The sequence below is a fragment of the Rothia sp. P5764 genome, assembly GCF_048512965.1.
In the GTDB taxonomy this organism is placed as follows: domain Bacteria; phylum Actinomycetota; class Actinomycetes; order Actinomycetales; family Micrococcaceae; genus Rothia.
In genome coordinates, this window is sequence record NZ_JBLXXQ010000005.1 from 90179 (window position 1) to 116451 (window position 26273).

Annotated in this window: 17 protein-coding genes; 10 read left to right on the plus strand and 7 right to left on the minus strand. The window is 55.8% G+C overall.

Annotated features, from left to right (window positions below; translation table 11 throughout):
- The first annotated feature begins 71 nt into the window (after positions 1–71).
- From ACN08Y_RS08330 to ACN08Y_RS08355, 6 genes are all read left to right on the plus strand, one after another.
- On the plus strand, positions 72–4364 hold the full coding sequence (locus ACN08Y_RS08330) for an FtsK/SpoIIIE domain-containing protein (protein ID WP_419112388.1): 4293 nt from the start codon (positions 72–74) through the stop codon (positions 4362–4364).
- Between the two features lie 260 nt (positions 4365–4624).
- On the plus strand, positions 4625–4906 hold the full coding sequence (locus ACN08Y_RS08335) for a pyrophosphorylase (RefSeq protein WP_419112389.1): 282 nt from the start codon (positions 4625–4627) through the stop codon (positions 4904–4906).
- Positions 4907–5077: 171 nt separating this feature from the next.
- Positions 5078–10723: a DUF6531 domain-containing protein gene (locus ACN08Y_RS08340; RefSeq protein WP_419112390.1), complete on the plus strand. Its 5646-nt coding sequence runs from the start codon at positions 5078–5080 to the stop codon at positions 10721–10723.
- A 46-nt stretch (positions 10724–10769) separates the two neighbouring features.
- Positions 10770–11165, plus strand: coding sequence for a hypothetical protein (locus ACN08Y_RS08345; RefSeq protein WP_419112391.1), 396 nt, complete (start codon positions 10770–10772; stop codon positions 11163–11165).
- Between the two features lie 122 nt (positions 11166–11287).
- On the plus strand, positions 11288–13078 hold the full coding sequence (locus tag ACN08Y_RS08350; protein WP_419112392.1) for an RHS repeat-associated core domain-containing protein: 1791 nt from the start codon (positions 11288–11290) through the stop codon (positions 13076–13078).
- On the plus strand, positions 13071–13481 hold the full coding sequence (locus ACN08Y_RS08355) for a hypothetical protein (protein WP_419112393.1): 411 nt from the start codon (positions 13071–13073) through the stop codon (positions 13479–13481). Before ACN08Y_RS08350 ends, ACN08Y_RS08355 begins: the two co-directional genes overlap by 8 nt.
- 522 nt (positions 13482–14003) lie before the next feature.
- Here the strand turns inward: ACN08Y_RS08355 and ACN08Y_RS08360 are convergent.
- Together ACN08Y_RS08360 and ACN08Y_RS08365 are read right to left on the minus strand one after the other, a co-directional pair.
- Positions 14004–14273 (minus strand): type II toxin-antitoxin system RelE family toxin, encoded by a 270-nt coding sequence (locus ACN08Y_RS08360; protein WP_419112394.1) that lies wholly within the window; start codon positions 14271–14273, stop codon positions 14004–14006.
- Positions 14270–14515, minus strand: coding sequence for a hypothetical protein (locus ACN08Y_RS08365; RefSeq protein WP_419111098.1), 246 nt, complete (start codon positions 14513–14515; stop codon positions 14270–14272). The genes ACN08Y_RS08360 and ACN08Y_RS08365 overlap by 4 nt, the downstream gene beginning before the upstream one ends.
- A 198-nt stretch (positions 14516–14713) precedes the next feature.
- Here ACN08Y_RS08365 and ACN08Y_RS08370 point away from each other — a divergent pair, with 198 nt between their 5' ends.
- On the plus strand, positions 14714–15133 hold the full coding sequence (locus ACN08Y_RS08370; RefSeq protein WP_419112395.1) for a hypothetical protein: 420 nt from the start codon (positions 14714–14716) through the stop codon (positions 15131–15133).
- Positions 15134–15251: 118 nt separating this feature from the next.
- Here ACN08Y_RS08370 and cls read toward each other — a convergent pair whose 3' ends face one another.
- Positions 15252–16751, minus strand: coding sequence for a cardiolipin synthase (gene cls / locus ACN08Y_RS08375; RefSeq protein WP_419112396.1), 1500 nt, complete (start codon positions 16749–16751; stop codon positions 15252–15254).
- A 97-nt stretch (positions 16752–16848) separates the two neighbouring features.
- Here cls and ACN08Y_RS08380 point away from each other — a divergent pair, with 97 nt between their 5' ends.
- A complete protein-coding gene (locus ACN08Y_RS08380) occupies positions 16849–17553 on the plus strand; it encodes a TetR/AcrR family transcriptional regulator (RefSeq protein ID WP_419111095.1) in 705 nt (234 codons plus the stop codon).
- 22 nt (positions 17554–17575) lie between these two features.
- Positions 17576–18538: an NAD(P)-dependent oxidoreductase gene (locus ACN08Y_RS08385; RefSeq protein WP_419111094.1), complete on the plus strand. Its 963-nt coding sequence runs from the start codon at positions 17576–17578 to the stop codon at positions 18536–18538.
- Between the two features lie 243 nt (positions 18539–18781).
- Here the strand turns inward: ACN08Y_RS08385 and ACN08Y_RS08390 are convergent, their stop codons facing one another.
- Positions 18782–20536, minus strand: a complete 1755-nt coding sequence (locus ACN08Y_RS08390) for an ABC transporter ATP-binding protein (RefSeq protein WP_419105229.1) — start codon at positions 20534–20536, stop codon at positions 18782–18784.
- 77 nt (positions 20537–20613) lie between these two features.
- Here ACN08Y_RS08390 and ACN08Y_RS08395 point away from each other — a divergent pair, with 77 nt between their 5' ends.
- The gene (locus ACN08Y_RS08395; RefSeq protein ID WP_419112397.1) at positions 20614–21234 is read left to right on the plus strand and encodes a PH domain-containing protein; all 621 of its coding nucleotides are present in this window, start codon (positions 20614–20616) and stop codon (positions 21232–21234) included.
- 101 nt (positions 21235–21335) lie between these two features.
- Here the strand turns inward: ACN08Y_RS08395 and ACN08Y_RS08400 are convergent, their stop codons facing one another.
- The 3 genes from ACN08Y_RS08400 to ACN08Y_RS08410 all read right to left on the minus strand — a co-directional run bounded on the left by ACN08Y_RS08400 (position 21336) and on the right by ACN08Y_RS08410 (position 25963).
- Complete coding sequence (locus ACN08Y_RS08400; protein WP_419112398.1) at positions 21336–22523, minus strand: ABC transporter permease; 1188 nt, start codon at positions 22521–22523, stop codon at positions 21336–21338.
- On the minus strand, positions 22523–24055 hold the full coding sequence (locus tag ACN08Y_RS08405; RefSeq protein ID WP_419112399.1) for an ABC transporter permease: 1533 nt from the start codon (positions 24053–24055) through the stop codon (positions 22523–22525). The genes ACN08Y_RS08400 and ACN08Y_RS08405 overlap by 1 nt, the downstream gene beginning before the upstream one ends.
- 159 nt (positions 24056–24214) lie before the next feature.
- Positions 24215–25963, minus strand: a complete 1749-nt coding sequence (locus ACN08Y_RS08410) for an ABC transporter substrate-binding protein (protein WP_419112400.1) — start codon at positions 25961–25963, stop codon at positions 24215–24217.
- Positions 25964–26273: the final 310 nt, after the last annotated feature.

The following is a 26273-nucleotide window of genomic DNA, read 5'->3' on the forward strand; positions in this document are numbered from 1 at the left end:
CTTGCGTTTACCCTCTTTCTCAGCGCAAGTTGAGATGTTATCCTCCCCCAACCGTTAGGAAACCCGAATAAATGCGTATCACGATTGCGATTGATTCACTGAACCTGCCGGTGGAGCTTGATAGCTGGAGGGCGACAACTACCCTTGCCGAGTTAGTTGCCACGGTTGGTGGGCCACGCTTGGATGATGATGAGAGCATTTATGTAGATACTCACCAGGTGCGTGCGGGCGAACACCTTGACCAGGTCATACTGATGGAGGGTTCGCGGGTAAGTCGCGCCCCTCTTGAGAGCGCCTGCACTTACTCTAGCTGGGTTGTTAGCCTGAGCGGGGGTTTGCAGACCGGTCCCCTGAAGCCTGTGACGCAGAAGAGGCCTATGGTCTTTGGGCGTTCCGAACAGGCTGATCTGACCCTTCCTACCGAGAGCGCTTCTTGGGAGCATTTCACCGCGCAGGTCACCGATGAAGGTGTTGTGATTAGTGATAGTGGTTCTACGAACGGCACTTTTGTGAACGGTAAAAAGGTGGAGCCTGATGAGCCTGTTACGCTGAGTGAGCCGGGTGAGGTTCAAGCCGGCGGAGCCTGCCTCTTCTTTCAGCCGAGTCTGCGGGAGCCTCAGTCTCCTGCTCCGGGGAGCCTGCCTAATCTCACGCCGTCGCATACGGCCCCGTTCAACCGCCCTCCGCGACCTGCGCTCCCTCCTACCCCCAAATCGGTGACCCCGCCGCAACGTAAAAGCGTCAATGAGAACTCTCGCTTTAACCTGGCGGTTGTCCTTGCCCCTCTGATTATGGCTGGGGCCATGGTCATTATGATGGGCAACCCCCGCTATGCGGTCTTCGCACTGCTTAGCCCCTTGGTCATGATTGGTACCTGGTTTGAGGGTAAACATCGCTACAAGAAGGATCTGAAAGCTGAGGATGAGCGGTATTCGCAGGCTCTTGAAGAGTTTGAGGAAGCACTTGAAGGCGCTGCGACTGTAGAGCGTGCTCGCAGAGAAGAGCTGGTTCCTCATAACGCTCTTGTCCTTCACCGTAGTGCTCTGCCTACCACTCAGGTCTGGCAGCGGCGTGCTGATGCTGAGGATTTTCTGCTGACTCGTGTGGGGAGCGGTAATCGCCCGTGGAAGCCTGCTCTTGATTCACGTTCTAGCTCCACTTTGGATGAGGACGTAGAGAAAATTTACGAAAGTTTTGAGCTCAAGGGTACCCCCCTCATGGCTAACCTTAACGCTGGCGGTGTTGTTGGTATTGTCGGTCAGCGGGAGGGCAGTCTGGCGCTTGCGCGGAGCCTGGTGGTGCAGCTGGCAACCCATGTTGGCCCCGCTGATCTGACCTTAGGTGTTTTTTGTGATCAGGGGAAGGAACACGATTGGGGCTGGGCTTCTTGGTTACCTCATACCCGCCAGGCGGGGAGTTCGAATGGTGGTCGTTGGATGACGTCAGGCCGTCAGAGTAGCACCGAGATGCTCCGTAACCTGGCTCAGAATATTGATCGCTTTATTACTCCCGCACTTGTTCTGGTGCTTGACTCAGAGGTCTTGACTGAGGGGCGGGACGCTCCTGCCCGTGACCTACTGGGGTACGGGCGTGAGAAGAAGGTAAGGAAGCTGGGAGCCGGTGCAGACTCGACGGAGCATACGGTCTCCGGTATTGTGATTGCCCATTCTGAAGAGCAGCTCCCTGCCGCCTGTACTAGCATTATCCGCGTCAAAGACGATGCTGCTGCGGATATTTTTGAGCCCGAGAACCGTACCCTCATTGAAGACATTGTTCTTGCCGGTATGGAGATTGAGACCGCTGAAAGAGCGGCCATGCGGCTCGCTCATTTTGATGACCCCGAGCTCGTAATTCCTGGTGCTGCTCTGCCCCGGCTTGTCCGGGCACCTGAACTTTTCGGTCTTGCCCCGGCTACCTCTGAGAAGATCAAAGAGCTGTGGCGCGAGAAAACAGGTGTCTCTGCCCCTATCGGTATCGGTGATGACGGCAAGGTCTTCCTTGATATTGTGCGCGATGGCCCCCACGGCCTGGTGGGTGGTACGACTGGTTCGGGTAAGAGTGAGTTCCTCAGGACCTTTGTTGCTGGTCTTGCGGCCCGAAACTCACCTGAGGATCTGAACTTTATTCTGATTGACTTTAAGGGTGGCGCGGCTTTTAAGGCCTGCGAGCGCCTGCCCCACACTATCGGTACTATTAGTAACCTTGATGAGCAGCTTGCAGACCGTGCTCTGCGTGCTCTCGATGCGGAGATGCACCGCAGGCAGGTTCTTTTTGCCCAGGCGGGTGAGGGCGTGGATAACATCAAGGAGTACATGGCCACTAACCCGGCTGAACCTATGCCACGTATCTTGCTGGTCATTGACGAGTTCGCCATGCTGGCTAAGGACTTTCCCGACGTTTTGCAGTCGCTGGTTAACGTAGCGGCGGTGGGCCGTACCCTGGGTGTTCACATGATTTTGGCGACCCAGCGCCCGGCCGGTGTAGTGAACGATGACATTTTGGCTAACACCAACCTTCGTGTGGCTTTGCGCGTGCAGTCTAAGGAAGACTCGTCCAACGTTATTGGTGTGCCCGATGCTTCCGCTATTGAACGAACCCAGATGGGCCGGGCTTATGTGAAGCTGGGCCAGGAAGACATCTCTGCTGTGCAGACCGCACTGGTGACGGGGCAGACCCCGGTTGAGGGCGCTACCCAGCTCGAGTTACGCGAGTCCAGCATTTTTGGTGTTCCGCTCAAGCCGCTGGTGGAGAAACCCAAAGTGGTTTCTGATGGTAACGACCTTGACCTGCTCATTGATGCGGTCTGCGAGGCTCACAAGGAGTTGGGTATTGTTGAGCCCCGGCAGGTGTGGCCGGAGGCCCTGGGGGAGAGGGTTGCCTTGGAGGGCTTCTCTGAGCCTATTACCACAGGGTTGGGTAAGCTCCAGGAGCCTGTTGGCTCTTTTGAGGGTAAACAGCTTAATTTTGCTTTGGCGGACCAGCCGCACCTGCAACGGCAGATACCGGTGGGTTGGGACCTGACCAAGGGGAACCTGCTTCTGGTGGGTATTCCCGGTAGCGGTACTAGTACGACACTGGCATCCGTCGCTCTGACAGCTACCCGTCACCGTGCCCCTGAGAACCTGGACCTAATGGTTCTTGATTTGGGCGCGGGGTCCCTCAAAGAGCTGTCCAGGCTACCCCATACCGTGGCCTATGTGGGGCAGGGTGGCCGAGCTAAGGAGCAGCGTGCCCGGTTCTTGAGGTTTATGCAGTCTGAGCTGGAGCGGCGTCGAGCAAGCCTTGAGCACGAGAAGCCGCTGGTGATTCTGGTAGACGGCCTGGCCAGCCTGAGAGATGAGTTTGATGATTTTGACGGGCAGGCTCTCTTAAACATGCTCTATAGGGCTTACGCCGAAGGCCCCTCTGTGGGCATGCACTTTGCTGTTGCTACTCCGCGTTCTAAGGCGATACCTGCAGCTATGGATGAGGTCACCACTCAGAAGTGGCTTTTCCGCTTGGCGGATACCTACGACTACTCCATTCAGGGGGTTAAGGGTAAGGATCTGCCTGCAGCTTTCCCTGGGCGCTGCGTCAGCGTTGCCTCACTTTTGCAAACCCATGTTGCCACTCCGGATGTTCCGCTGGGGGAGGCTGTCGAACGCCTACAAGAGCAATGGGCTGGCTACCAGCCCAAGGCTGAGGTGATTGGTCAGTTGCCAGAACGTGTCTCAGTGAGTGAGCTGGGTGAGTCTGCCCAGTTCACGGTGGAACCTTGGCGTATCCCTGTTGGGCTCAGCGAGCAGACCCTTAAACCTGCCTTTGTGGAGGTCTACGAGGGTGAGCATGTGCTGGTTGCTGGCCCGTCACGTTCGGGCAAGTCCTCCTTGCTGCTGGCTCTGCGCGACCTCATCAAGGGGGCGCAGGTTGAGCAGGGGCACGAGCCGCCGGCGGTGTGGGCTATTTGTTCTCGCCGTTCACCTTTGGCCTCCCAGGAGTTTGACCAGCTTGCGGTGGGTGAGGACGAGATCCCCGCCCTGGTTGCCCAGCTTCGTCTTGCTACCGGTCCGGTTGTGCTTTTGGTGGATGATGCTGATGGGTTCGCCGATAACGATAAATCGTTGGCAGGCCTGGTGGAGAAGACCCCTGCCGGTTTGTGTATTATCGCGGCAGGTCGTGCTGACGAGTTACGAAGCCTCTACAGTCACTGGAGCAAGACCTTGCGGAAAGCCAAGTGCGGTGTGCTCTTACAGCCCAACGTTGATTTAGACGGTGATCTGCTGGGCGCTCGCCTTCCTCGAAAAGCTCCTGTTGAGTTGACTGTTGGGCGCGGCTATGCGGTATCTAATGGCAGCGTACAACTGGTGCAGGCCCTCACTCCCTAGGTGGTGAGTTGTCTGTTAGAGTGCGTAAACAAAGATAATATTTGAACTTTTTATTCTCTACACTCCTGATTGCTTGTTCCTATTTAACCTAGTCATCCGTGTTTCCTCTGCTTCTGAGCTTTTGGTTCGGGGTAAGTTTTTATCCACAGGGTTCTCTGGTTTCTACATTTTTTAGTAGTCTCTAGGAGGGGGCTAACAGTTTACCCATGTGGGCATGGCTTTAGTTCCCGGAAACTATACCCTTATGAAAGGTTCCTCTTATGGCTCGCGTACTCTCTTCGGACGAAGCTAAGTCAGCTATCACCCGTATCCAGGAAATCATCAACGGTGGGCTCACCGAGCAGATCGCTGCTCTCGATGGACAGGGCACTATCCTGAAGGACCCCAACAACTGGGACGGCCCCCTTGCTGAGCAGTTCCGCAACTCCACCTGGCCCGAGACCAAGAGCGCTTTGGAGAAGGCTAAGACCGAGCTGGAAGAACTGCAGCAGCAGCTTCAGAAAATTTCTCAGGATATCTTCTCAGCTGGTGGCGCTTCCTAGCATTTTTAGAGTTTTTCTCTGACTGGGAGCTAAAGGGGTTTTAAGCCCTTTAGCTCCCCCCTCTATGTACATGGTCAGGCATTCTTTGGGCTGACCGGACTTTTTGCTTCACTTGTGGCTACTGCTAGCCAGCTTGGTGTATTAAATCAACCTGAAAAGGATTTGTATTTCATGGGCTCTCTGGACATCCCCTTCAACCGCGAAACTGCCCGTAGCGTCAAGGACGCTTTCGCTCTTACTGCAGATGCTTTGGATGGTCAGGTTACCAGGCGGTCGGCGGCGGCTGACAAGATTTTGAATGAGTTCAGAGGGCCCTATGCTGATGTATTCAGGGCTAATACTGGGACGGCAGCAACCGATATAGCCTCAATTTCTAAGGCCATGCGCGAGGTCGGTTACTTGATGGATCGCGCCATCGAGGCCTATGACGAGTATATGGAAGATGCCCAGAAGAGCGACTGGGAGGAATTCGTTGACAAGTGTAGGGATTTCTTGGGGTTTAACCCTGAGGAAGAGTTGCCGCCTTCCCCTTCGCTTCCGCCGGTCGCTTCGCCCTCTCCCGCCGCCAAGGACACGCCGTCAGGGGCGATTGGTGGGGCTGCAACCGTCTCTGGCATTCCCAACGAGATTGATGGCGGTGTGCGCGATTTCGCGGCACTTGATGGTGCTCTTGAGGACGCTCCCGGTCGCATGAGCCGGGCGGTTGAGTCCTACGCTTCCGCCTGTAGCTGGGCACCCATAAACGTAGGTAATATTCCTCAGGCTCTCACTGATTGGCTGGGTGCCAATAAGAAAGAACAGACTTGGCTCGGCAAGATCGCCGACGAGCTTGAACGTATCAGCGGTGACCCGGCATCGGTTGCGTCCGTGCCCTACTCTGCAATCGAAGCTGCGGTGGGTAATACCTCAGAGCTGTCGCGTAAGAGCATCAAAGTAGACACCCCCACTATTCAGGGTTCTGAGGGTGCCGCTGGTTATATTGGCGACCCTGTCAACGCTGCTTCCGGTAACTTTATTGAGCCCGAAACCGACCTTGCTTTTACCGGTGCTTCCGCTGCTTTGGCTCTTACCCGCATGTATAACGCGGGGGATTCCAGTATCGGCGTTTTTGGCCTGGGCTGGTCTTCACCGCTGGATATGCGCCTGATCTTGAATGATGAGAACGCTACCTGGGTTAAGGAAGATGGCCAGCACCTGATTTTCCCGCGTCAAGGGGAGGGCTGGGACCGCGCCCACCTTCATGCTCTGTGGCTGACCCGGGAGGATGCTTCACAGCTCCCCGTTGAGCTTGCTTCTGCACCTGTTGAGGTTTTGGTTGTCCGCGATAACCAGGGTGCCTGGTGGGCTTTTACCCCTGCCGGTGAGTGGCTGGCTCACGGTGCTACTACCGGTGACGCTGTTACCGCCACCCGTAATGCCAGCGGTGAGATTACCCGCATGCAGCATGTGCGTGGCCGGTTTATTGACATTGAGTATTCCGATGGTCGGGTTGCTTACGCCCAGTCCCATGACGGCACCCGTGTTGAGTACTTCTACAGTGCCTCAGGTTTGCTGACCGGGGTTTCAACCCCCGTGGGTACTCGCTACTACGCTCATAATGAGGAGAATCTTATCTGCTCTGTCACTGCGGCAGACGGCACCGTTGAGGTTGAGAACTTTTACGATTCCCTGGGCCGGGTTCGTTCCCAGAAGTACCCGCACGGCGTGGTGCGTAAGTATTCCTACCTTTCTAATGGCGTGACCCTGGTGACCAATGAGGACGGCTCGCACGCTAACTCTTGGATTTCTGATGCTCAGGGCCGTCTGGTGGGCATGATTGATGCCCAGGGCAATCGCCAGTCCATGGCTTATGACACTTTCAATAACCGTGTTTCCGTTACCGAACGTGACGGCTCTATGACGGTCCGTGCCTACAATAAGCGCGGTCTGCTGACCCGTGAAGTAACCCCCGAAGGGGCTGATTTTACCTACGAGTACGATGAGCACGACCGTATCACTACTTTGGTGACTGCTAGCGGTGCAGTGGTTTCGTACGAGTACGCCGATGCTAGCGGTGCTGACCGCAACCCCTCCACTCTGGTGGATGCCCTGGGTGGGCGCACCGAGATGGTGTGGGAACAGGGACTTCTGACCTCTATGGTTGGCCCTACCGGTGTGGCTATGACCCTGACCTACGATACTTTTGGTGACATTGTGGGGGTTACTAACGCCCTGGGCAACCGGGTGAGTTTTGAACGTGACTCTGCTGGTCGCGTGACTAAGATTGTTACCCCGCTGGGCCACACTACTTCCTTTACCTACGATGCGGCTGGCCAGCTTGTGGCTCGTGAGGATGCTGACGGTGCGCTCTGGCGCTTTACCTATGGCGCCGGTGGGCAGGTCAAGACTGTTACAGACCCGCTGGGTGCAGTCACTACCCTGGAGTACAACTGTGCTGGTGAGGTTGCTCAGGTGATTGATCCGCTGGGCCGTGAAACCACCCAGACTTTTGATGCTATGGGCAATATCAAGTCAGTCTTGACGGCTGGTGGCGCCCGGTGGAGCTTTGAGTACGATGAGCTGATGCAGGCTACCGCCGCTATTGACCCGCTGGGGAACAAGTGGTTGCGGGAGTTCGATGTTAACGGTGAGCTGGCCGCCCTGGTTGATCCGACCGGTGTGCGCACTACGGTTGATCAGAAGCGTCAGGCCGGTATTGCTCAGGTGAAGGATGCGTTTGGCACCTACACTTCTCACTATGATTCTTACGGCCGTTTGGTCAAGGAAACGGGTGCTGACGGGTCCGAGGAAATCTACACCCACGATGCCGCGGGTAACGTGGTTGAGGTTCTGGATGCGGAGGGCAACCTGACCCTGATTGGGCGTGATGCTCGCGGGCAGATTACCTCTATTACCAGCCCTGAGGGCCGGGTAACCACTTTCACCTACGATGCGTGTGGCCGCCCTGAGACCATGACCGAGCCGACCGGTGTGGTAACTACTTTGGAGTACGACGCGGATTCTCGTGTGGTCGTGCGTTCAACTTCTGCCGGTGAGCGTGAAGAGCTGACCTACGATGCTGCCTCTCGCGTGATTGTTCAGCGGACCAATAGCAGTACAGCTCGTTATGCTTACGATGCGTGTGGCCGTTTGACCTACGCTGCTGATTTGAAGTTTGGTATCCGTCGTTTTGCCTATGATGCTGCCGGTCAGCTCATCTGCGCTACCAACGGTTTAGGCGGTAAAACCCGTTATACCTATACCCCCGATGGTCAGGTCGCTTCGGTCACTGATCCTACCGGTGCGGTGAGTACCTTTACCTATGATGTTGCCGGTCAGCTTGTTTCTAGTCGTGATGCTCTGGGTAGGGTTACTACTGCTCGGTACGATAAGGCAGGCCGTTTGGTGGGTACTACCAGCCCTGATGGGGATCGGTTGGAGTACACCTACGATGGTGCCGGTATGTTGGCGACTACCCGTTTTAATGCTCAGTTGCTTTCGCGTGTTGAGCGTGATGCGGTTTCTCGTACGACTCGGGTTTTTGATTACACCGGGTATGGGGTTTCTTTGGCTGATGAGGGCCAGGGCGCACCGGTGGTGCACACTTTGGTTGCTGACCGTTTGGGCCGTTTGGCAGAACACTCTACCCGCGGTGGGCTTGTAGGGGATGGGCATAGTGTGCGTATTTCCTACACCCCTGACGGTGGCCGCCGGACCGTTGACGTTGATGGTGTTCTTACCGAGTACTCCTACGATGAGGGCACCGGGTTGCTTACTTCTCTGGTGCGTGGTGCCAGCGGTGAATCGGTGTTCTATCACTATGATCAGGGCGGGCGTTTGTCGCGGGTGACTGATCAGGCGGGCGCTGTGTTGCGTTCTTTTGATGTGGTACCCACTGCGGTTCGGGTTTCTGATGGGGTTGAGAGTCAGGGTGATGGCACTGATGCAGGCCAGGCTGCTTATCAGGCTGATGGTGGCTGGGCTTCTGTTGAGCAGAGCACTACCGCAAGCGGCGAACAGGTCACCCGGACTACCTATTACAGTGCTGAGGGCTTGGTCATCGGTGTGGATGATAGTGCTGATGGGCTTCGTCTATTTACCTATGATGATGCGCACCAGCTCACCGGTGTTGTTTCTAGTGCGGGCACCCACTCCTTTGTGTATAACGATGCTGGCTTCTTGACCCGTGAGGTAACTGCTGCAGGTGTTACCCGTGAGTATTCTTATGATGCTGCTGGGCAGTTGGTGCGCCTTGTGGATTCTGAGGCTGGGGTCTCCGAGTTCATCTATGACGGTTTGGGTCGTCGTGTTCAGCATCGGCGTGCTGATGGTTCGGTGCGTGATTTTGCGTTTTCACCGGTTGGTTTGTTGGCGCAGGTGAGTGATGATGGTGCCCCGGTGGTGCGTTTGTGGAATGATGCTTTGAGCCAGAGCGCTGGTGTTGTTGGTGCTGATGGCTCTGCGCCGTGTGAGCTGGTGTGGGATCTGGCCGCTAGTGTGCCTACTGTGTTGGGTACCGGCGGTGCGCCGGTGTCTTTGGCTGCCGGTGTTGGTGTGGATCTGTTGGGTGCTCGCGGTGTGGATCCGTTTGGTGTTTCGCCGGTGGTTTCTGGGTTTGGTTCTGGTATTGCTGGTGGTGTGACGGTTGCGGGTTCTGTGCAGGTTGCTGGTGTGGAGGTTCTGGGGGTTCGTTCGTATGATGCGGTTTCTCGTGGGTTTTTGAGCCCTGATCCTGTGGCGTCGCCTGTGGGTGCTGGTTGGGGTGCGAATGTGTATTCGTTTGTGGGTAATGCACCGAGCGCCTTGGTGGATCCTTGGGGTACTTCGCCGATGAGTGCTGCGCAGTTTAAGGAGTATCGTGAGGATGTTTCTGGGCGTGCTTTGGAGCGTTTGGGTAAGGGGCTTGAGAATTGGGCTAATGAGCATGCTGATGCTATCAAAACAGGGCTGATGATTGGCGGTGTTGCTTTAACCATTGCTGCTGCTCTCGCCACTGGGCCTGCAGCTATCATTATTCTTGGGGCACTTAGTGGAGCTGCCTTTGGCGCTGGGGTTGCTATCCAGAAAGATTCTAATGGCCGTGTTAACTGGGGAAAGGTTCTCAAATCTGGTCTCATTGGTGGGGTCACTGGTGCTATAGGTGGTGGAGTTTCTCAGGTTCTGAAAGTAGGCGGTAGCGCCGTTGCATCGTCATTCGGCTCTATGGGGATGAAGGCCTCTAATATTTTGGGAAATACGTCAGCCGGTCATGTTTTGAGGTATGCTTCTGCCAGATTAGGTTCTGCGGCTACACAGGTTCCTGGAAAGTTTACTCCAGCTGTCTCTGCCGTGGGGCGTGAGACTATTTCTGGTGCGGCTTCGGGTGCGTTTTCGAATACGGCTAACTATCTAAACTCTGATGGTGATCATACGGTATTAGGCGCGGTTCAATCTTTTGGTGCTGGTGCTTTCTGGGGTGGGGGGACTGCTGGTCTGGGTGCTAGGTTTAAGGCAAATCAGTGGGTTCCTGGTTTTGCTCCGGTTGAGAAGTTTGCTGAGAAGAGTGTTGTTAAGAATGCTGCTACGAATTTGGTAAGTGATTCTCTTTCCGGTGGTGTTAATTCTGCAGGGGTTTATTTAAGTGCACCGCCTGAACAGTATGGTGAGAAAAATATTAAGGGGGTTATGGACGGATTTGTTAAAGGCGCGGGTAACGGTGCGCTTAAGAGTGTCTCAAAATCTGCTCCTCCTGTGCTCCGCCCGGTGGGGACAACGGTGAAAGAAGGAGCTTTGAAAGCTACGGATTATGTGCTGTCCCCTATTGAGAGTGTCAGTAGAATTGCTCCGTACCTTAAATAGTGTTTTTTGAATTTCGGGATTGATGCAGAAAATTATGAAGAAATCTGTGGATAAGAAGAGCTTGGAATATTGGGTAGAAAGAGAGAAAAAGTCTGAGAAGAGAAGGAATATAATCTTCGTATTATCAATTATTTTTTGTGCTTATTTTGCGGCTTATATGTTTGGTAATAGATTTCTATACACAACAGAAACATGCACCGTGAAAGATGCCCGAGTGGAGACGATTTTTTCAAATGGTGGCGGAATTATTGCGAACGATGATATTTTATATGTGGAATCTGAGGAATGTCCGCTTATTACCTTTAGAAGTACCCCAGAGGGTGAGGGGAGTATAGCGGAGTTTGCTCAGAAGATTCATGTTGGTGAAACCTATAAATTTCGTATTGGTCTTGTTCGGCTTTTCCCTTCAGATTGGATAGGTATGGGGATTGAGTCTTTGTAGGTGAACGGTCTATGTCATTATTTTTGTAGGGCGGGCAAGGTGCTGATGGGCTTCGTCTGTTTACCTATGATGATGCGCACCAGCTCACCGGTGTTGTTTCTGGCGCGGGTACTCATTCTTTTGTGTATAACGATGCTGGTTTCTTGACCCGTGAGGTAACTGCTGCTGGTGTTACCCGTGAGTACACTTACGATGCTGCTGGGCAACTGGTACGACTTGATGACTCTGAGGCTGGGGTTTCTGAGTTCATCTATGACGGTTTGGGCCGTCGTGTTCAGCATCGGCGTGCTGATGGTTCTGTGCGTGATTTTGCGTTTTCACCGGTTGGTTTGTTGGCGCAGGTGAGTGATGATGGTGCCCCGGTGGTGCGCTTGTGGAATGACGCTTTGAGCCAGACTACCGGTGTCGCTGGTGCTGATGGTTCTGCACCGTGTGAGCTGGTGTGGGATCTGGCCGCTAGTGTGCCTACTGTGTTGGGTACCGCTGGTGCGCCGGTGTCGTTGGCTACCGGTGTTGGTGTGGATTTGTTGGGTGCTCGCGGTGTGGACCCGTTTGGTGTTTCGCCGGTGGTTTCTGAGTTTAGTTCTGGTGTGGCCGGTGGTGTGACTGCTGCGGGTTCTGTGCAGGTTGCTGGGCTCGAGGTTCTAGGGGCTCGCGCTTATGACCCTGTTTCTCGTGGGTTCATGAGCCCTGATCCTGTGGTGTCGCCTGTGGGTGCTGGTTGGGGCGCGAATGTGTATTCGTTTGTGGGTAATGCACCGAGCGCCTTGGTGGATCCTTGGGGTACTTCGCCGATGAGTGCTGCGCAGTTTAAGGAGTATCGCGAGAATACTTCTGGGCGTGCTTTGGAGCGTATGGGCAAGGGGCTTGCTGATTTTGCCCGGGATAATGCTGGTTGGATTGCTTTGGGTGTTGCTGCTGTTGGTGTGGCTGCTTTGGCTGTTTCTGGGCCGGTTGGCTGGGGCATTTTGACGGGGATGCTTATTTCTGGTGGTGTTGAGTTGGGTTCGCAGTGGTTAAGTGGTGAGCCTATTGACTGGAAGAAGGTTGCTTTGAGCGCTTCTATTGGTGGTATTGCTGGTGGTGTTGGCGCTGGTGTTGCTGGTCTTGTGACGAAGTTGGGTTCTTCGGTGTTTGGTTCTAGTGTGAGGGCTATGGCTGGGCGTGCAGCTCAGATTGGTGCTCGTGCTGATGAGGCTGCTAGTTGGGGTAGTCGTTTGGGTAATAGTTTGGCTTCTCGTTATGGCCAGGCGCAGGCGGCGTGGAGTAATGCTGCTCGTGGTCTTTCTGGTGTTCCGCAGAAGGTTGCGGGTTTTGGTCAGAAGCTTGGTTATGGTGGGGCTAAGGAGATGGTGGGTGCTTATGTTGAGGCTGGTGTGGATACTACGTTGACGTATGTTACGGACGGTCATCATGTGACTGCTGATGGTTTGGCGCAGGCGTGGGGTGTTCCTGCTGCGTCGAATGCTTTGGTGCCGAGGCCTGTGTCTAAGGGATTTGATCGGGCTTTCCAAAAGGTTGGTTTGGATGCGGCTGAGGGTGTTGCGGCTAAGGGGCGTTCTGCTATGTCGGATGCTGCTGGTAATTTTGTGAATGGTGTGACCTCGTATTCGGGTGCTCCGATGACGTATTCTGCTCAGTTTGAGTCGTATCAGGGGAAGGATTATGAAGGCCCCGGCTGGCATAGGGACGATGCGATTGCTGCTGGTTTGAAGGAGATGGCTAAGGGTGGTGCTTCGTCGAGTCGTCCGGTGGAGTCTTTGAAGTCGGTGTCTTTTGATGTGAAGTCTGGTGGTGGGTTTGATTATGGTGGTGCTGTGCGGGATCTAGGGTTGTTGGGTTCTGGCGCTTCGGGTGTGCAGGCGTCTGTGGGGGCTATGGTTGAGAATGTGAGGGAGGGTTCTGGTGAGTGAGTCTGTGGAGGGTAAGAAGCCTGTTAGCCGGAGTGAGCGTATTCGTGCTTGGCTTTTTTTGCTGGTGGTAGGTGGACCGATAGTTTATGGGGTTGCTACTGTGCTTGTTTCTACGCCCTTTAACCGTGCTTTTAATCATCCGGTGCAGTGCACGATTGTGGGTGCGGCTAAGGGGGAGAGTCGGTCTAAGTCGTATTCGGGTAATAGTTATGTGTATGTGGAGGCTTCTGATTGTCCGGGGATGCGTTATGTGGGTGAGCGTCATGGGTTGACGCGTGCTGAGGTTGCTGAGCGTATTGATGTTCTTGCTGGTCAGCGGGTGGCGGTGGATGTGGGGTATTGGCAGGCGCCTTTTTCTGACACGCTTATTGTTGGTGTTGAGGGTCTTGATTTGGGCCGGTAGGCCCCCTGGCTTATTGTTTGATATCTGGTGGCGGTGTTCTTGTGTGTTCGGTTTGGGTGCATGGGGGCGCCGCCGTCTTTTGTTTTTGCTGGGTTTGATGATGGTGGTGCTGGGCTATCTCCTGGTAGGTGGATTGGGCGGTGTATTCACCAAGGCGGTAGCGGCAGGAAATGTGATCAATTATTTTTTTTGGGCAATGGCCACCGTAGTAGCCGATAACCTGGCTAGATAGGTTTGAGGTGTGCGTTTACGCCAGGGGAGGGCGTTTCCCGGGGTGCGCGTGCTACTAGGAACTGAAAAATGTGGCCTTAGCTCGTGCTCTTGCGATGGGGCGGGTCTGTGCTAACAGACTAGACTCAGCAACTCCTTCTGTGTTTGACGCGCAAAGTTGTTTCTAACTGGATGTCAGTAATCTTGGCCGAAGGTGATATCCCATATTCGGAGTCAAAGACCCTCTTGGATAGAGGAGCGGGCAAGGTGCTACTCATACAGGCGGGGGATAGAGCCCTCCCACGCTAAGTTCTACCGATAAATACTAGAACGATGCCCTACCTCTAAGGCCAGAAGCACCAAGGCACCTTGGTCAATATCCAAAATCACTCGGTAAGACCCCACACGGTAACGCCACAGTCCTGAGTAGTTACCGATCAAAGCCTTACAGTGCTCCTGCGGGTACTCAGAGATTTCCAGCTTCTCTAGCTGGTCTACAATACGCTGGGCAACTGGCTTATCCAGCTTTTTGAGCTGTTTGAGGATCCGAGGGGTCAGCTCTATTCTCCAGGTCTTGCTCACAGGTCAAGTTCCGCGCGAGCTTCTGCCAGGCTGTAGGTTTTTTGCTTACCTGAGCGTACCGCTTCAGCATCGGCTTTCAGGGTAAAGGCGTGTTCTATTTCTGCCAGGTGCTCTTCGAGTAGGGTGTTGATATAGAAGGAGACGGGGCGGTTAGTCTGGTGGGCTAGGTTTTCTAGGCGTTGGCGTACATCGTGGGAGGGGCGGAAGGTGAACCCTTTTCGTGCTTTTGTTTCTATAGTCATACCTTAATCGTATTACACGTCATTCACGGATGCTAGAGAGTAAGTGTAGGAGGGTGGGCTTGTTCAAACCTGCTCGGAGATAGAAAATAAAAGAATTAGCGGAAATTTTAGGTTGGGGCGGGTAGATAGAGACCAACCCAAGCGCGGTCTGTTGCTGGGGTTTGATTAGGCTCGTGGGTAGTTGGAGAGGTGGTTTGTGTGGCTGTTTTTGATCAAGACCGTGGTGGTAAGTCTGGGGCTGGTAGTTTAGGTCCTCGAGGGCGTAAGATTTTTGTGCGGTGTGTGTGGACTTTTTGGGTTGTTGTTTTTGCTTATTACTTTGGTGATATGTATTTTTATCGGACGGTTGATTGTACTGTTGTGGGTGCTGAGGCTACTAGTGGTGGGGGTGGTTTGCGGTCTGCTGGTTCGCGTCAAAGTGTTAATACTGAGACTGAGGAGTGTGGGCTGCTTGTGTTCGTAATGATGCAGAATGAGGGTTTCGATAGTGGGCAGGATTTGGCTGATGAGTTGAATCGTCATCGGGGTGAGCGGTTGCGGTTTCGGGTGAGTTATTTGTATGTGGGTCATTATGAGGCTCGTGCTGTGGAGCTGGAGGGTTTTCCTATTCGAGACTAACCGGCTAGGCCTCTGCACTCAGACAGACCCTGTGCTGTGTAGGGCCGGCAAGCCCTACACAGGTCGCCCTCACCACCAAGGCTAAGAGCACAAAATCTGACTCTCCTCCTCACAAGCCCTAGAGCAGGGCACTCCACAAGCGGCAAAGATTCTCTGTCACCTTATGGCGCAATGGCCGGTAAATCCACTCGTCATAGCGTAACTTCTTACACACAGCGATATACTCGTGGGCCACCTGCTCCAACTCCTTGACCATATCCGAGCTAACAATGAAAGTTGAGACCTCAAAGTTCAAGGCAAAAGAGCGCGGGTCCATATTTGACGACCCAATGAAAGTGATCTCCTGGTCCACGATCATGAACTTGGAGTGCAGAACGGTTGGCCCAGGGTACTGCTGAATATTAACACCGGCCCGTAGCAGTTCCTCATAGTAGGAACGCTGGCCCATAATGGGCAGAAACTGGTCTCCCTTTTCGCAGACAATCAGGGTTACCTCGATACCGGAGAGCGCCATATTGGTGAGCGCCTGCAAAAGCGTTGACTCGGGCACAAAGTAGGGGGAGCAGATAATGATTCGCTCCTCCGCGTTGTAAATCAGGTGGTTAATCAGGCGCAGATTATTTTCGGTCTCATAGCCCGGCCCTGAGGGCACTATCTGCGCCAGGGGCGGTTGGGCGTCCAGGCTCGCATTATCCTGGGCCTCGATATCCGCATCAATCTCGTTGAGCAGTAGCTCCTTAGTTTCTGCGTACCAGTCAGAAACAAAAACAGCATTAAGCTCGTGCACAACGGGGCCGGTGCAGAAGAAGCACAGGTCTTTCCATTCCAGCCCCTTCTGCAGGTTCTTCTTGAGGTTATAGGTGCGGTCGATAGCGTTTTGGGAGCCGGAGAAAGCAAGCTGCCCATCAATCACCACAATCTTTCGGTGATTACGTAGGTCAGGGCGCTGCCACTGCCCCTTCCAGGGTTTCAAGGGCAACATCAGATGCCAAGGGACCCCCGCCTGAGTAAGCCGCTCTTGAAGCTCCCGCCAGCGCGGGTACTTACGGGAACCAATATGATCAATGAGGATGCGGACAGCAACCCCCCGCTGGTGGGCCCTAATCAGCGCCTCCCAGAGAGGCTCAGTCGTGGCATCTAACCCGGCGATATAAAACTCTAGGTGAACGTAGGTCCGGGCTCTATCAATATGTTCAGCTAACTCCTGGATGGATTCATTGTTGTGGTGGCGTAGCTCAAAACTGTTGCCCCCAATCAGGGGAAGGGCCCCCAGCTTGTAGTTGAGCTTGGCAGCCACCCGAGCCGGCTCCGAAAGAGTAGCATGACCCAGGACCGCCTGATCGCCCTCAATAGCGTCCTTAATGATCCTGTTCATGGTGCGTTGCCGGCTCAGACGATGCTTAGGGACCAGGTTAGAACCAAAAATGAGGAAGGCAAGTAGCCCCACATAGGGTATGTAGAAAATAGCCATCAGCCAGCCCAGCGCGACCACCGGCTTACGGTTATAGGGCAACCAAAAGATGACGGTTAGGCGGATGATGAGATCAAAAACTACTAAGGACACCGAAAGCCAGTCCGGCAGGTTGGTGATATTGAGGAAGGGCAGACCAAGATTCACCCTCCCAGTCTACCGGCTAAGATACGGTGGCCAGCGGAATCACAGGCTGGAACCCTTGGGGTAGGCTCCGAGCGGGCCCTGCACTAGACTAAGGGGAGTGAACACCTCTGCGCAGGAAACAAGGCCAGCTCCCTCCGCCCGCCAAAGGCGGCGCCAACGCACCCACGCCGCCATACATGGAGCGGCTCTTGACCTGGTCGCTGATAAAGGCTTCAAAGCAGCCACCACCGACGAAATCGCCCAGAAAGCTGGCGTCAGCCCCCGCACCCTCTTCAACTATTTCGCGGCCAAGGAGGACGCCGTCCTGGGGCTACGCCCACCGGTTCTGACCGACCAGATACTAGAACAGGACCAGACCAGGAAGGAGCTCTACATTTTTGAGCGGATCGCTCACCTACTGGTTGACATACTGGTGACTTCCATAGACGGCCCCAGCTACCCCCAGCTGAGGCTACTCCTAGATACCTACCCGGAACTCCGCTTCCGCATGCGCACCCACCACCTAGCCTGCGAGAACGTTCTGGCTGACTTCCTGCGCTCAGTGGACTGGCAGGCTTTCTCCCAGCAGGGCCGCAAGGGCCCCTTCATCTACCGGCCCTGTGGTTCACCCACCCCGCTCAGGGAGCACAACGTTCAAGCTGCCCTCTGCATTACCTCCGCTCTGCTGCGCTACATTGACCTCACCCAAGGCATACCGGACGGCCCCCAACGAGATACCCTCATCAGAGAAGCCGTATCAACCTTCCGCCACCTACTGCGCGAAGACACACCAACAGACCCGCCCTCACAGGGCACCCCCTAACCCCGGATCAAAGGAGCACCTCATGAAAATACTTGCCCCCACTTCCATTCGCCTCAAGGAAGAGCTCCTAGGCCTGACCGCCCAGGACCAGCTCATCAGCTACGACCCCGCCGCAAATATCTCCCCCGAGAACTACGACGCCGACGTACTGATCGCCTGGGGCAACACCAACGACCAGCTCAAAGACGCGGCAACCAACCTCCACAAGGTAGAGCTGGTTCAGGCGCTCCTGGCTGGCCCCGACCAGGCCCGCGCCGCAGGTTTCCGCCCCGAAGCTGTCATTGCCTCCGGTAGCGGCCTGCACTCAAAAACCGTTGCTGAGCATACCCTAGCGCTGGCCCTCAACTTTGTGCGTTTCCTGCCCACCCTGGCTGAGCATCAGGCTCAGAAGCATTGGGCCGGTGAGCTGGGTGGCCCCCAGGAGCTACACCCTGCCCACCAGGTCACCACCTTACTCGGCGCCAACGTCACCATCTGGGGCTTTGGCTCCATCGGCACCGCAACCGCCCGTCTCTTCCAGGCCTTCGGTGCCAATGTCACCGGTGTAGCCCGTAGCGCAGGGGAACGCGAGGGCTTCCCGGTTCTTGCTACTGAAGACATCGACAGGGTTCTACCCACCACCGACATCCTGGTCATGATTCTGCCTAACTCGGAAGAAACCCAGAAGGCTTTGGATGCCGCCCGCCTAGCTCAGCTGCCGGAACGTGCCTATGTGATCAATGTGGGCCGTGGCCCCACCCTGGACCAGGGCGCTCTCATTCAGGCCCTTAAAACCGGTTCTATTGCCGGTGCGGCCCTGGATGTTGTGGAAGAGGAACCTCTTGATCCTGCCGATCCGCTCTGGGATGCCAAGAACCTGGTTATTACTCCTCACTCCGCTGGTGGTCGCCCTGTGGAACCGGAGCCTTTGATCGCTCAGAACCTGCAAGCTCTGCGCGACCAGCGAGCAGGCAAGACCGCTAACTGGCGCAACAAGATGAACTAGTTACCTGCCCTTCTAGGCCTCAGCGCCAGGCCTCCCAGCCCCTTTCGCCTGCTAAGGCTCACACGGTTTTACACGCCCGTAGGTGGTGCTCCCATTAGCACCCCTTAACGCCAGCCCCGCCGAGCCAGCTAAGGCTCACACCGCCTGCGGGCTGAGCCTTGCTCTCCAAAGCTCATAGAATAAGGCCGCTCCACCCGTCATGGGTGGAGCGGCCTTATCTCTGAACGTGTCTAAAGATCCGTTCTAGCTAACGACCGGCCCTGTTTCTTCCAGTAGCTTGGCGCGAAGCTCACGGCGCTGGGCCTGAGCATCGGGATCAGGTAGGGGAACAGCAGCCAGCAGACGTTGAGTATAGGCCTGTTTGGGGTGGCGCAGGATCTGCTCACGCGTCCCCTGCTCTACAATCTCCCCTCGGCGCATGACCGCAATACGGTCGGCCAGAGCGTCAATAACAGCCAGGTCGTGGGTCACAAAGAGGCAGGCGAAGCCCATCTCCTGCTGAAGCTCCTGGAAGAGTTCCAGCACACGAGCCTGCACAGACACATCCAAGGCACTGGTCGGCTCATCGGCGATCAGGAGCTTAGGCTTGAGCGACAGCGCACGGGCAATACCCACACGCTGTTTCTGCCCGCCCGAGAGCTCATGCGGGTAACGGTTACGGTAAGAGCGGGGCAACTCAACCCGGTCGAGTAGCTCCTCAATCCGCTTCTGTAGGGCATCGCCCTTGGCCTCACCGGCCAGCATCATAGGCTCCCCAATAGATTCACCAATGGGCAGTCGGGGGTTCAAGGAAGAAGAAGGATCCTGGAAGACCATGCCAACATCCTTACGCACCTGGGCCAGGTCCTTACGGCTGGGTTTGCGCATATCAACACCACAAACGTTCAGCTCACCCTCGGCAACCTGCAAGAATCCCACGGTAGCGCGGCCAATGGTGGACTTACCGGAGCCGGACTCACCCACCAGACCCAGCACCTCACCGGCCCGGATCTGAAGGTTAGCGTCGGTAACCGCTCGGAAGGGACCAACCCGACCCTGCTTGGGGTATTCCAGGGCAACGTTCTTAAGCTCCAGGATAACCTCACCATCTGCCTTGGGCGGGGGGAGTACCTGGTTGATGACAGCCGTTGGCGGGCGCTGGCCTTCAGCGGCATCGTCAATGGCTGCGTTCACATCAATCTCATCACCGCCCAGGTGGAGCACCGAGCCTAGCAGAGCCTTGGTGTACTCGTGCTGGGGGTTATTGAAGATATCGTGGATTTCACCGGTCTCCACAATCTCCCCTCGGCGCATAACCGCTACCCGATCAGCCAGGTCAGCAACAACACCCATGTCGTGAGTAATCAGAATAATTGCTGAGTTGAGCTTCTTCTGCAAGTTACGCATGAGCTGAAGAATCTCAGCCTGCACGGTCACATCCAGTGCCGTAGTGGGCTCATCGGCAATCAGGAGCTTGGGGTTGGTGGACAGTGACTGGGCGATCATAGCGCGCTGGCGCTGCCCACCGGACATCTGGTGCGGGTAGGAATTAAAGGCCTTGACCGGGTCAGGCATCTCCACCAGCTCAAGCATTTTAAGAGCTTCGTCTTTAGCCTGAGCGGGTGAGATGTCCTTGTGAATTCGGAGGGTCTCAATAATCTGATCCCCCACGGTCATGACCGGGTTCATAGCGGTCATAGGTTCCTGGAAGATGACCGCGACCTCTTCACCGCGCACGCTGAGCAAGTCGGTATTAGAGAGCCCAATCAGTTCACGGCCGTTGAGCTTAACGGATCCAGTGACCCGGGCGTTCTTGGGGAGCAGGCCGATCATACCCATAGAGGAGACGGACTTACCGGAGCCTGATTCACCCACAATAGCGAGTACCTCACCGGCATGAACCTCGTAGCTGAGGTTAATGGCGGCGGGAACCCACTTGCGTTCGACACCGAAGTCGACGCTGAGGTCACGAACTTCAAGCACCGGGCTAGCGGTCTGCTGAGTTACTGGAGTATTCACTAGTTTTCCCAACTCTTAGGTTTGGTTAAGGAGTTTTATCTTGTAGAGCGGTTTTTATCTGAGAGAATCTAAAGACTATGAAGTCTCAGTATTTGCAGAACCCCCCGGTACGTTTTCGGACCAAGACAGCTGCCCTCTACACCTGGTGTGCGGGCCTTGTTGCTCTTAGCGTCCTGCTGGCTTTGGCCTACAGCGGCGGCCCCTTAGCCCTTCTCAAGCAGGGGTGGGGTGCACTGCTGATAGCCTACGCCATCTGGTACCTGCTGGGCCGCTCGGATGTCCTTGTTGACCAAGACGCAATTACCGTGCGCAACCCTTTTGTGAACCATACCGTTAACTACGCGGCCCTGATTGATATCTCAACCAGGTACCACCTGACCCTGGTGACAGCCACTAAGCGCTATCAGGCCTTCGGGGTGCCCGCCAACGGTATGCTTGCCTCCCTCACGGCTCACCGTCAGGACTTACGCAATCTTCCCGCAATCACCTACGCTGTCGGCTCTGCTGTGCGGACTTCGGATTTACCGAACTCAGCGGCAGGCGCCCTGGCCCTGATGATTCGGGGCTACTGGCAGGAGCAGGTAGAAGACGGTGCCCTTGACGGTGTTGAGCCGGTTCAGATATCCGCCCTTGATGTGCGGGGGATCCTCACCTGCGGCGCCCTGGTCTTCTTGACTGTGGTAGGGCTCTTCCTTTAGCTAGGAGGGGTCTGCTTTTCTCTATAGGTTTATGGGCGGCGGTGGCTGCTTGTTCAGCCACCGCCACGGTTCTCAAAGCTACCGGGGCTGGCTACTGAGCCTCAGATTTTACCAGCACCGGGCGTACCGGAACCGGGAGCGTCAGGGCCGACGGTCTCCGAGGGGCCTGAGCCCTGCTGGGTGAGCTCAGCATCCAGGCTGGTCCGTGCTAGGCCTGCCTCAGCCGGAGCTGTCTGACCGCTTACCCCCACACCGTTCTCCGCAGAGTGGGCGGTACGCTCGGTGGCTTTCTTGGGGTTGAACTTCTTCTGGCGAGGATCAAAGGCATCTCGCAGACCATCACCCACAAAGTTGATAGCCAGTGAGATTACCAGGATGAAAAGCCCGGGGAACCAGAAGAGCCAGGGGCGGGTTGAGAAAGCTGACTGGTTAGCTGAAATCAGTGACCCCAGCGACCAGTCCGGCGCTTTAATGCCGAAGCCCAGGTAGGAGAGGGCGGTTTCGGTCAGGATGGCCGTACTCATCATCAGGGACACATTCACGGTTACTACACCAATAGCGTTGGGCAGAATGTGCTTAAAGATGATCCGCAAATCAGAGGCGCCCGCTAGACGGGCGGCATCAACGAATTCGCGTTCACGCAGGGAGAGGAACTCGGCGCGCACCAGACGGGCCAGGGAAGCCCAGAAGAGCAAGCCCACCACTACACCGAACATGATGGTATTCCAAATACCGTTAAAGTAGCTACCGGCTAGCTTACCCAGTACGGCGGTCAGCAGGATCAGGGGGATGATGATCACCATGTCGGTAAAACGCATGATCAGGGTTTCAACCCAGCCCCGGTAGTAACCTGCCAGGCCCCCAAAGAGTACCCCCAGGAAGGCCGCGATGGCGGTAATGAGGGTAACCACTAAGAAGGTATTTTGAACACCGCGCATGGTCATGGCAAAGAGGTCGCGGCCGGTAGCGTCCTGGCCGAACCAGTGCTGGGCGTTAGGGGCGGCCCCGTTGACGGATGGGTTCATTTCGGTGTAATTGTAGCCCCACCAGCCGGGCACCGGGCCCACCCCAATGGAGGTGACAGCCAGTAACAGGATCAGCCCCAGGAGAACCAGGGAGATAACGGCACCGGTGTTCTGGCGGAAGCGCTTTCGGACAATCTGCCCCTGGGTTTTACCCACCGACTCCTGGGCCCGGATGTCCACGTTGGTCTCTAGGGCCCGCATAGCGGTGGTTTCGGTGGTGGGCTCTGCGACCGAGCCCTTGTTGGTGGTTTCGTTGGTGCTCATTATGCTTTCACCCTCACGCGCGGATCAAGTGCTGAGTAGAGAAGGTCAGCAACCAGGTTAAAGGTCAGTGCCATGATGCCTGTCAGCAAGAAGACACCCATGACGGGGTTGGGGTCCGTTTGGGCCAGCGCGTCCAAGAAGAGGGTACCCATACCCTTGAAAGCGAAGATGCGTTCGGTGATAGCTGCACCACCGATAATCGACCCAATATCCATAGCGATAATGGTTGCTAGGGGGATCAGCGCGTTGCGGAAGGCGTGCTTCATGACCACGGAACGTTCGGAGACACCCTTGGCGCGAGCCGTGCGGATGTAGTCCTGGTTCATGATCTCCAACATAGAGGCACGTGAGTACCTGGAGTACGATGCCAAGGAAATCAGCGTCAGGGCGATAGTGGGCAGGAGGATATGGGTCATGGTGTCAATCCCATGGATCCAGAAGTCACCCTGCAAGTTAGGGGTGGAGGCGTTAGCCGTTGGGATAGGGCGACCCTTGATACGGCCGCTGTTGAGGTAGCTGGGCCAGGCCTGCATGAAGCGGTCTGCGATAATCAGCAGCGCCATAGCTAGGCCGGTGAGCATACCCACACGGGCCCCCTGGCCCTTGTCGTAGCCACCCCAGCCCAGGCCCAGAATGACACCCAGGGCCATAAAGGCTGCCGTGACGATGACGACCATCAGCAAGGTAGCTTGCGCCAGCAGACCTTGAATGGGGAAGTAGGCCACAAGACCGACTACCACCATGCTCAGGCCAGCTCCCAGGGCACGGCGGTTGCGCAGGCCGGAGACCAAAACGGTGAAGGTCAGGGCGGCAACCAGGCCCAGGGGAAGAATGAAGGGGATCCCCAGGAAGGGGGTCAGGAACCAGTGGGTGGCAGACACAAAGATGATGGCCCCAGCGGTGAGGGTGAAGCCCACCAGACCCATGAGGTAGCGGGTCTTTTGCTTGCCGAAGGAGGCCGCATACCAGAAGAGGCCGGCTAGGGCCGAGATCAGCAGGGTGGTGGGAATAGTTACCACGGGGTTTCGCAGGAAGTCGTTAAAACCAATGGCCAGGAATTCCTTGAGCAGAACTGCGATCCAGAAGGAGGGCAGGGAGAAGAAGAGAAAGCTGGCGAAAGTAACGGTGTAATCCAGCCCGGAGTACTGGCGCAGAGCCGAGACAATACCCAGGCAGACACCGATCAGGATAGCCAGAATTGTTGCGGCAAGCACCAGGGTCAGGGTCTGGTAGACGGCGTTAGAGAGCAACTGGGTGACCGGGGTACCAGCCAGGTTCTGCCCGAAGTCACACTTACCGGCAAAGCAACCCAGCACACCACCTAGCCACTTGAAGTAACGCAGAGGGGCTGGGGTGTCCAGGTCGAGGGCCGCAATGCGCTGGGCAATCAGGGCCTCTTTATTGGGGGAGGTGGAGACTCGTAGCTCTTCAAGGGGATCACCGGCAATAGCTACGAGGTTATAGATCAGAAAGGAGGCACCAAAGAGAATGAAAACCGCGGTAATCAAGCGCCTCACGGAGTACATGAGCATGATAGGTTCCTGGTGGGTTGGGGAGTTAGAGGTGCTGGGGTTGCCAGCCTAACTCAATAGCCAGAAGGCGCGGACGCTGCTTGAGCGTCCGCGCCGGGGAACAAGCTACAGGGCTAAGAAGTTCAGCCACTGTGGCGTGAGCTGAGCATTTGCTAGCTACTAGTTAGCAATATCCCATTCTTCAATGTTCCAGGTCAGGGGCTGAGCGCCTGCCTTAGGCTTGACCCCGCTCAGGAAGTCGCTGTAGGAGGTAACAGCAATGGACTGGAAGAGGGGCAGACCGTAGCCGTCCTTGAAGGTTTCGGCATCGGCAGACATCTTGAGCTCGTTGATCTTAGCTTCATCGGTGGTCTTCATGATCTGATCAGCAGAAGCATCCACGCTGGCGTTGGAGTAGCTGTTGAAGTTGGATGAAGAGCCTGTCTTGAAGATCTGGCCCAAGGTGCTGTTACCTACACCGGGGGATACCCAGCCGAAGATGGAGGCCTCGTAGTCACCACCGGGAAGCAGGGTGCCCCACTGCTCGCTACCGGCGTCCTCTACCTTGAAGCCAGCCTTCTCCGCGGATTCCTTAATCATCTGGAAGGAGTTCACGCGGTTGGAGTTCTTGGAGTTGTAGAGAATGCGGATGGTGGGGGTCTTACCGTCCAGCAGTTCCTTGGCCTTGGCGATATTGGCGTCCATATCATCCAGGGGGTACATGTCGGAGTTGTTGCTCTCCACAGTCTTCTTGTAGTTATCGGCATCCGAAACTACGTAGAGCTGGGAGTTGAGAACCTCAGCCTTATCGTCCATGGGCTTAATGAGCTTGTTGACGATGTCCTGGCGGGGAACGGTCAGCAAGAAGGCCTTGCGCACGTTCTCATCGGCGAAGGGGGAGCCTTCCTTCATGTTCAGGTCCAGGTGATCGTAGGACTGGTCGGGCTGGGTCTCGGTGACAACGTTCTCCAGGTTTTCTAGCTGGCTGACGGTGTCGATGGAGGCCTGGGGGGCAACAGCGTTGACGTCGCCGTTCTGCAGGGCCTGTACCTGGCCAGCGGCATCGGGCAGAACCTTGAGGATAACCTCGTTGATGGCGGGCTTGGTCTCGCCCTGGTATTCGGGATTGGCGGTCAGGGTAACTGACTGGTTCTCCTGAACACCGGTCACCAGGTAGGGGCCGTTACCCACGGTCAGGGCCTTGTTGCTGGGCATGGTGGTGGTGTCAAACTTAGTTTTCCAGGCATCAGCAATCTTGCGGAGGTTTTCGTTCTCCTCGCCGGGGGTGGCGGTTTCCAGGGTCTGAACCAGGGTTTCTTCGTCCATGCCAGCCAGTTCAGCTACCACGTGAGCGGGCTTGCCGATGTCGTAGGCAATCTCCCAGTCAGCAAAGGCCTGGGGGTAGTTGAAGGTAATGGAGCGGCCGTCTTCACTGAGGGTGGGCTTACCGGCTTCCTTGAGGCCCTGGGTGTCACCGGCGTACTCAAAGTAGCTAACGGCGTCTTCGCCTTCACCGTCAAAGTAACCTGACTGAGAAGCCCAAGCCAGCAGCAGGTCACCCTTGTCGATCTCGTTGCCGTCGGACCACTTCTGGCCCTCGTTGACGGTGTACTCGACCTTGATGCCGTCGCCGTCATCCTTCTTCTCGTAGCTGCCGAACCAGTCATTGTGGCGGACCTTGAGCTCATCGGTGATGGTGTAGAAACCGGTGTTGGTCATGGTAGCAACAATGGCGTTGGTGTCAGTGTTACCCGTGGCGGTTCCAATGTTGAGGGACGAGAACACGTTAGTGATCGCAATGGATACAGACTTATCACCCGATGAACCTGAACCACCACCGGCGGTGTTTGATGATCCGGCGCAGGCCGAAAGGGCGAGTGCGGCAACGGCTGATAGGCCGAGCGCTGATGAGATACGGGTTGTACGCATTGGCGTCTCCTCGTGTGAAGGGGAAAAATTCGGTGGCTTGTGGCCCACACTTAGCCCGGCCTGAGCCGGTCTAGCACCAACCAGAGGGATGGGGTGTGGTGAGTCACAAAACCTGTACTCTATATATTAGGCTACTTCTTAGGGCACCCGCCACCTGAACCCTCCTTTGGCTGAAAAACTTTCATAAAAAGTCAAAAAAGTTTTGACAGTCCCCTGAAAACTAGAGGAAGAACCAATCATCTTTATGCAGGGCTCTACATGAAAATAAATTATTGGTAAGCTGTGGCGGCTGGCTTCGGACCCCCTCAGC